The 3,973-nt window shown below is 71.0% G+C and carries 5 protein-coding genes and 1 pseudogene; 2 read left to right on the forward strand and 4 right to left on the reverse strand.

What is annotated here, in order from left to right:
• Positions 1–101: 101 nt before the first annotated feature.
• Complete coding sequence (locus NCC78_RS28815) at positions 102–653, reverse strand: dihydrofolate reductase family protein (RefSeq protein WP_250798458.1); 552 nt, start codon at positions 651–653, stop codon at positions 102–104.
• Positions 654–1,146: 493 nt separating this feature from the next.
• On the opposite strand from NCC78_RS28815, the gene NCC78_RS32620 reads away from it, so the two are divergent.
• Positions 1,147–1,785 (forward strand): hypothetical protein, encoded by a 639-nt coding sequence (locus NCC78_RS32620; protein WP_372495226.1) that lies wholly within the window; start codon positions 1,147–1,149, stop codon positions 1,783–1,785.
• A 79-nt stretch (positions 1,786–1,864) separates the two neighbouring features.
• Here NCC78_RS32620 and NCC78_RS28825 read toward each other — a convergent pair whose 3' ends face one another.
• Both NCC78_RS28825 and NCC78_RS28830 read right to left on the reverse strand, forming a co-directional pair.
• Positions 1,865–2,023, reverse strand: coding sequence for a hypothetical protein (locus NCC78_RS28825; protein WP_250798460.1), 159 nt, complete (start codon positions 2,021–2,023; stop codon positions 1,865–1,867).
• 133 nt (positions 2,024–2,156) lie between these two features.
• Complete coding sequence (locus tag NCC78_RS28830) at positions 2,157–2,543, reverse strand: DUF2267 domain-containing protein (protein WP_250798462.1); 387 nt, start codon at positions 2,541–2,543, stop codon at positions 2,157–2,159.
• Between the two features lie 399 nt (positions 2,544–2,942).
• Between NCC78_RS28830 and NCC78_RS28835 the strand changes: the two genes are divergently transcribed.
• Positions 2,943–3,356 carry a hypothetical protein gene (locus NCC78_RS28835; protein ID WP_250798464.1) on the forward strand — a complete coding sequence of 138 codons (414 nt, stop codon included), beginning with the start codon at positions 2,943–2,945 and terminating at the stop codon, positions 3,354–3,356.
• Between the two features lie 303 nt (positions 3,357–3,659).
• Here the strand turns inward: NCC78_RS28835 and NCC78_RS28840 are convergent.
• Positions 3,660–3,973 (reverse strand): annotated as a pseudogene (locus tag NCC78_RS28840) (hypothetical protein); the annotation flags it as partial.

Here is a 3,973-nt window from a genome sequence, read left to right on the forward strand (position 1 = left end):
CCTCGTCGCGGCGCTCGGCGCCGACGGGTTCGCGGCCGCGTACCGGGCCGGGCGCGACCTGGGCCCGGGCGAGGCCCGGGCCCTGGTCCAGTCGTTGGCCGCTACCGGTTGACCGGCCGGTAGGACGCGATGATCACGCCGCTCTTCATGACCCTGGTGTCGGCGAGGGCGAGCGTCGTCGGCACGTCGCCCAGCGGCGAGGTGACCGAGGGGCCGCCCTGGAGCACGGGGTGGATCCAGAACCGGACCTCGTCCACCAGTCCCGCCTCGACCAGGGCGTGGGTGACTACGCCGTAGCCGTACATCAGGATGTCCCTGCCCTCCCGGGCCTTGAGCTTGGTGACCTCCTCGACCAGGTCGCCCTGGAGCACCTCGGTGTTGTTCCACTCCGGGTTCGTCAGGGTGGTCGAGGCCACGTACTTCTTGACGTTGTTGAAGTAGGCCGCGCCGGTGGTCGGGTCGCTCTCGTCCATCTTCGGCCAGGCGGCGGCGAAGCCGTCGTACGTGCGCCGGCCCATCAGCAGCGCGTCGGCCGCCTCCGTCTGCTCGCCGGCGAAGGCGGCGGCCTCGTCGTCGAAGTACGGCGTGGTCCAGGCCGGGTTCTCGATGACGCCGTCGAGGGTGATGTAGGTCGAGTTGATGATCCTGCGCATGGGGTCCTCCTGGGGGTTTTGCGTCCGTCTCGGTGACACCCGGAACACTGCCCGGGCCCGCTTACGGTTCGCTTCAGGTGTGCTTCCCGCCGCCCTGACGGGGGAGAGCGTGAATCATCGACATCGACGAACTTAATTCAGCATGAATGTTGCGGAAGATTATTTTCGCTCGGGCCAACCGGGACTCGTCGCCTTTCGTCCCGCCTCGACGCCCGCTCCCGCGACACCTGCTGCGGCCCCTCGGCGGCGTGCTCTGCAAATCCCAGCCATGGCATTCCTTGCGGCGATCAACCGATTTGGATAATCTCGGAGTCCGCCCTGACCCGGCACTCAGCAATCGTGATTTCGAGCAATTGGTTCCCACCACTTCGGTGACCGGCACGACAATTGCGCTCCCTGCTTCGCCGGCGGTCATCTCATCGACCTTCACTTCTTGGTGCACCAATGAAGGGACGCCATGGACGCTCAGGCTCTGGAGCAGGTGGTCCGGTCGGTGGCCACGGAGGCGCTGAGAAGGATCGGGGCGGACCCGCGCCTGGCGCCCCGCGTCGGCGCGGACGTGGACGCGTTGAGTGTCTGCGTCCACGACATGCTGCACCGCGCTCTGGTCGAGCAGACCTGGCTCGGGCCGCGCATACTCGCCGGGCTGTGCCGCAGGCTCGAACTCACCCAGGAATCCTTCGACCTGCTCGGGCATCACGTCCTGACGGTGCTGCTTCCGCATCAGGTCGGTCCGGACGCCCTCGTCCGGGTCGGCGCGACCCTCAGCGGCGTTCGCTGCTATCTGCCGCTCGCCGCGGCGCCCGCGCCCACGAAGTCACGCAACGTGAGACGCGGCGCCGCCCTGGTGCGTCCCCGAGCGGCGAACCTGCCGCCCGCCTCCCGTCAGCGGCGGTCACCGCCCGGTCATCTGCCCATGCCGCCGACCTGGACCTGCACCGGATGCGGGCAGGACTGGCCGTGTGTCACCAAGCAGAGTCAGCTTCTGGTGGAGTTCGGCGGTCCCCGCGTCGCCCTCGCCGTCTATCTGGGCTCCTGCCTCAGCGCGGCGTTGCAGGACCTGCCCGCGCTGTCGGTCGGTCACGCCCAGGCTCGATTTCTCGGCTGGCTGCCCAAATCGAGATTCTTCTGATCCGTCGGACGGGGAGGCGGTTCGACCGGACGAAGCGACGCCAGCACCCCGGTCCGGGTGCTGGCGTCGGCGAAGCCGGTCAGCTCTTGGCTTCCCGCTTCGCCAGCTGCGGTTCGGCGCCCTTGCCGACCTTGCGCAGGGCCTGACGCAGCTGGTCCTCGGTCATCTTCGAGTTGCCCTCGATGCCCGCGTTGTGGGCCTGCTGACGCAGGTCGTGGAGCTTTTCCCGATCGGCCATGTCACCCTCCCCGTGAGAATTCGACGCCAGCAACCGCCTCGCGTCGTCGTTCCGCGATGGCTTCCCGGGGTCCTGTCGGGCAAACCCCACCGGTCCACCCCGGCGTGCCGTTCACGAGCCCGGCCACGGTGCCTCAGGGCGCGCGGGGCACGGGCTCGGCGAGGGCTCGGAGATCGGTCGGCAGTTGCGACATCGCATCCTCGAACTCCCGGTGCCCGACCACCCGGTGCAGGGTCTGCAGGACGGCGCGGACCCCGCGCTCCGCGATCCCGCGCTCGACCCCCGCGCGCTCCGCCACCCGCCGCAGGAATTCGTCGTACGCGAACGCCTCCGGGTCCTCCCTGCCCTTGACCAGGAACGGGCGCAGTTCGTCCGCCATGTGGTCGGCCAGGTCGGCCGCCTCCCCGCCGCTGATCCGCTCCGCGAGGGTGCCGAGAGTGGCCTGGGTCAGGGACCGCGCCGTCTCCGGCGTGACGCCTGCCCGTGCGGCCACCTTTTCGAAGAACTTCAGCTCCACCATGCCCGTCCTCCCGTCTCGGAGGCAGCGTGGCTACCCGCCACGACCAGCCACAAACGACGGGCCCACCTGGCCCGGGCCGGAGATGGCGGGGCGCGACGTGCCCGGGGCCGCGCCGAGGGCGGGGGAGGGGTGTGGGTCGGCGGTCAGGGGGTAACGCGACGACCGGTCTCCGAACGCCGAGAGGATGTCGCCGTGATGCCGAGCAGGACCGGTCGGAATGCGGGCGGCGGAACCCGACCCGTCCGGCCCGGGAGCCGACCCCTGGCGAGGCTCGGCGCCCCACCCGTCCGGGCCGAGCGCCGACCCCTGACGAGGGTCGCGACGGCCGGTGTTGCGGCGCACGTCTTCTTCGAGCTTGGCGCGGGGGTCGGCATGCCGGCGGCGTCGATCCTGGGTCCGGTGCCCGCCGCGGGGCTGTGGGCCCTGGGCACCGGGGCGGTCTGGCGGGCGGCGGGCACCCGCCCAGCGTCCGGCGACGCCGCCCTCGCCGTCTGCAACGGCATCGGCCTGGCCGCGGTGATCGCTCACCTCCGAGGGTGGCCGCGCCGGCGCAACCGTCTCGGCCTGCCGTGGCTGCGCGAGTGCGAGGGGCTGGGGCCGGAACTCATGCCGTTCTACAACCCGATCCTGTACGTCTCCGGAGCCGCCGCGCTCGCCGCGCTCGTGCGGGAGAACCGTTCGGCGCCGCGCTGGCTTCCGCTGCTGACGCTCGGGCTCGTGCCGGTGCTCATCGTGGCGCAACACGCCGAGCACTGGCGGCTCAGGGAGCTGGCCCGTCGGCGGCCGGGTTGGTGGAACCGCCGGCTGCGGTGACGGCGCTGATGCCCGGTGCCTGGGCGATCCGGTCACTAAGCGTGGCTTATGGCGGTATTTGCCGGAATCTCCGCGTCCCGCCCGGCGGCTGGTTACCGTGAGGTCGCGGTGCGGGTCCCCGCGCGACTCACGACCCTCACTCGAGGGTCGTCCAGGAGGTCACGGCCATGGATGTGATCGAACTTTCGCGATTCCAGTTCGCGTCCACGAGCATCTTCCACTCACTGATGAACGTCTTCTTCAGAACCACACATCGATAGTCAACAATCAACGTGACACCGCGCCCGTTGCCGGGGTGGCGGTTCAGGACCGCCCGAGGCGGGGCGCGACCGGGCGGACCTCCACCGGGGCGCCCGGCCCGCCCCCGGCGCGCGACCGGTACGCCGGTACGCCGACGCAGGTGAAGAGCAACGCCGCGAGGTCGTCCGGCTCGGCCAGCAGGTGCGGGACCTCCGAGTCGACGAAGGTCATCCCGGACGCGCCCGCACCCAGGGCGTACGCCGCCAGGTGCAGCCGCCCCTCGACCAGCCCGGCGGCGAGCTGGGCGTCGCGGTAGCCGCGGTCGTCCAGCGTCGACAGCGGCGTGGCCGCGATGACGACGTACGCCGCGTCGCCGG

Origin of the sequence: Micromonospora phytophila, from assembly GCF_023656545.1 — a bacterium.
Lineage (GTDB): Bacteria > Actinomycetota > Actinomycetes > Mycobacteriales > Micromonosporaceae > Micromonospora > Micromonospora phytophila.

Bases quoted from the DNA above. Each gene is read 5' to 3' on its own strand.
- NCC78_RS28815 (WP_250798458.1), bottom strand. From the start codon at position 653: ATGCGCAGGATCATCAACTCGACCTACATCACCCTCGACGGCGTCATC.
- NCC78_RS28830 (WP_250798462.1), bottom strand. From the start codon at position 2,543: ATGGTGGAGCTGAAGTTCTTCGAAAAGGTGGCCGCACGGGCAGGCGTC.
- NCC78_RS28825 (WP_250798460.1), bottom strand. From the start codon at position 2,023: ATGGCCGATCGGGAAAAGCTCCACGACCTGCGTCAGCAGGCCCACAAC.